The organism is Chryseobacterium sp. RR2-3-20 (assembly GCF_017808115.1).
Taxonomy (GTDB): domain Bacteria; phylum Bacteroidota; class Bacteroidia; order Flavobacteriales; family Weeksellaceae; genus Chryseobacterium; species Chryseobacterium oryzae.
The window spans coordinates 1-516 of record NZ_JADQBD010000210.1; the positions used below are offsets into that span (position 1 = coordinate 1).

The window sequence follows — 516 nt, forward strand, 5'->3', positions numbered from 1 at the left end:
TGTATTGTTAAATTGTTATTGTGTAGTTGTTAGGTACAAAAAACAATACTTGACAATGTATTCTCGAAACGGAAAAGTTGATATGCTGCTAATTTATGTAGAATGCTGTAAAAATTCGAGAGCGGTAGCAGCGCTCTATGCGCAACGTTTTCCAGAGCGACAGCATCAACCTAACAATTATTTTCTAAGAGTGGAATCTCAATTCAGGAGAGAAGAAGATGACCCACAGAATAATAATGTAGAGTTTGTTGTTGATGAAGAAACAGCAATTAATGTTTTCGCCTTAGTTGAAGTTGATAGAACGGTTTCCCTTCCGACAAATCGACCACGAGTTAAACATTAGACATGAACCAGCGCGAAAGTTTCTAAAGAAACCCAACTACAAATCTTTCAAGTATCAGGTTAACCAACACCTGTATGATACCGATTTTGCGAGAAGATTAGAGTTTTGCAACTGGGTTCTAAATAATATCCGAAGAGACGGCAGTTTTTCTGGAAGTATTATTTTTTCCGATG

At 36.8% G+C, this 516-nt stretch carries 1 protein-coding gene; it reads left to right on the forward strand.

Features of this window, described 5'->3' with window-relative positions:
* Window positions 1–343, forward strand: a 343-nt coding sequence (locus IV513_RS15700) for a DUF4817 domain-containing protein (RefSeq protein WP_209391487.1), incomplete at its 5' end; no start/stop codon positions are given.
* Window positions 344–516: the final 173 nt, after the last annotated feature.